The sequence below is a fragment of the Bifidobacterium sp. MSK.17.10 genome (assembly GCF_019129655.1).
GTDB classification, from domain to species: Bacteria; Actinomycetota; Actinomycetes; order Actinomycetales; family Bifidobacteriaceae; genus Bifidobacterium; species Bifidobacterium adolescentis.
The window spans coordinates 1-1388 of record NZ_JAHOJD010000028.1 but is presented as its reverse complement, the minus strand read 5'-3'; the positions used below and the strand labels follow the sequence as shown (position 1 = coordinate 1388).

The following is a 1388-nucleotide window of genomic DNA, read 5'->3' as shown; positions in this document are numbered from 1 at the left end:
GCGGGCATGGGAAAGACTCATCATCGGAGCCGCGTAGCTTTCCGTAACCCTGTACAACGCAAAAGGCTTCACGATCATCCGCACTGGAATGATGATGCTCATCAAATACGCCGGTTCCTTCGCGGGTGACAGTTGGAGCAGCGTGCAATGCGATTACACGCTGCCGGTCGAATTACGTCCGCCGATCGAGGTCAACGCGATGGTATGCGTGTCGAACGGGCAGGTGTCGAGAATGCTCATCGTCAATCCCAACGGAACCATTCGATGCGCGAACATGGGAGCCACGGGCAGCAATCAGAGTTGCGTCGGCTCGCTCTGCTATCCGATCCCATGAGGATAGCTTTCCGTAACCCTTGAACGGCAGATTTGGCATGGGCCTTACGGAATGACGGTACATCTCGCCAAGGTCGGCATGATGGCGTTCGCTTTTGGCAACACGTCCTTCACGTCCGACATCAATTCCAACGGCCTGATCGTGAATGAGACGATGGCTGCCGGTTTCCTGCCGGATGGTGAAGGCACGATACTGCTGGAAGGTGTGAACGGGCAGCATGGAGCCTTGTCCTTCGACTCTGACGGCAAGGTCACGGTCAGCGGCAGCATGAACAGCGGATATTATTTCCGCGTCTGCGGCTGCTGGCCGGTGAAATAGCATTCCGTAGCCCTCACTGCTACCTTTAAGTTTCAGGACACAGGATCGTTTGTTGGCGCCCTATATGGTGGATCCAACACGATTACCGTCAAGGGCAACATGCTGTATGTCGATTTGAGCTCTTTCAAATCAACCGTCGAAATCTCGAACTATAGGGTCTGGTTATATCAGTCAGGGATACGTCCATCGGCCACAATTGGACTGGGATGTGTTGGATCAAGTCTTGCGGATCCACACTACAACAAGCAAGCGAATTGGAATCCGGATGGCAGTATTACGTTACTTGGCGGAATTGGCAGGGAGAACATTCTGATGCAGCGTTTTTCCATGCCGATTCCTAGTGGAGTGACGTTCTCCTAGACAAGTGGCACCGTGATACAGCCTTCGACCCATCCCCCGTTTGCGCTTACTGTCATCTTTCCCGAGGAACGCAAGCCGATGGTGTACTGCGCCACCTGCACTTCGACGCCATGCAATCCGATGCTCGAATTGGATATTGCGGCGCAATGTACCTCGAACGCCGCCTCCAAACCGGCTGGGAGTTTGAGAATCTGTGACACCTCCCAATCTTTCGCCGCGTTCCAATCGGTGTTGAGGCGATTGGCGTGGAATGCGACTAGAAGCATCCTGCCGACCAAGGCGGTGCGGTAATCCACTTTCCAGTTCGTGTTCGGCGCGGAAAGGGTTACGGAAAGCTATTCAGGCGAGAATGTAGGTCATCGTCCCGGAGAACATG

General features: G+C 54.2%; 3 protein-coding genes. 2 read left to right on the top strand and 1 reads right to left on the bottom strand.

The window, feature by feature from the left end; all coding sequences use genetic code 11:
- Nucleotides 1-88: 88 nt before the first annotated feature.
- Nucleotides 89-334: a hypothetical protein gene (locus tag KSX58_RS10255; RefSeq protein ID WP_217752137.1), complete on the top strand. Its 246-nt coding sequence runs from the start codon at nt 89-91 to the stop codon at nt 332-334.
- A 51-nt stretch (nt 335-385) separates the two neighbouring features.
- Nucleotides 386-652, top strand: a complete 267-nt coding sequence (locus KSX58_RS10250; protein WP_217735716.1) for a hypothetical protein — start codon at nt 386-388, stop codon at nt 650-652.
- A gap of 356 nt (nt 653-1008) precedes the next feature.
- Here the strand turns inward: KSX58_RS10250 and KSX58_RS10245 are convergent, their stop codons facing one another.
- Nucleotides 1009-1308 (bottom strand): hypothetical protein, encoded by a 300-nt coding sequence (locus KSX58_RS10245; protein WP_217735717.1) that lies wholly within the window; start codon nt 1306-1308, stop codon nt 1009-1011.
- Between the last annotated feature and the right edge of the window lie 80 nt (nt 1309-1388).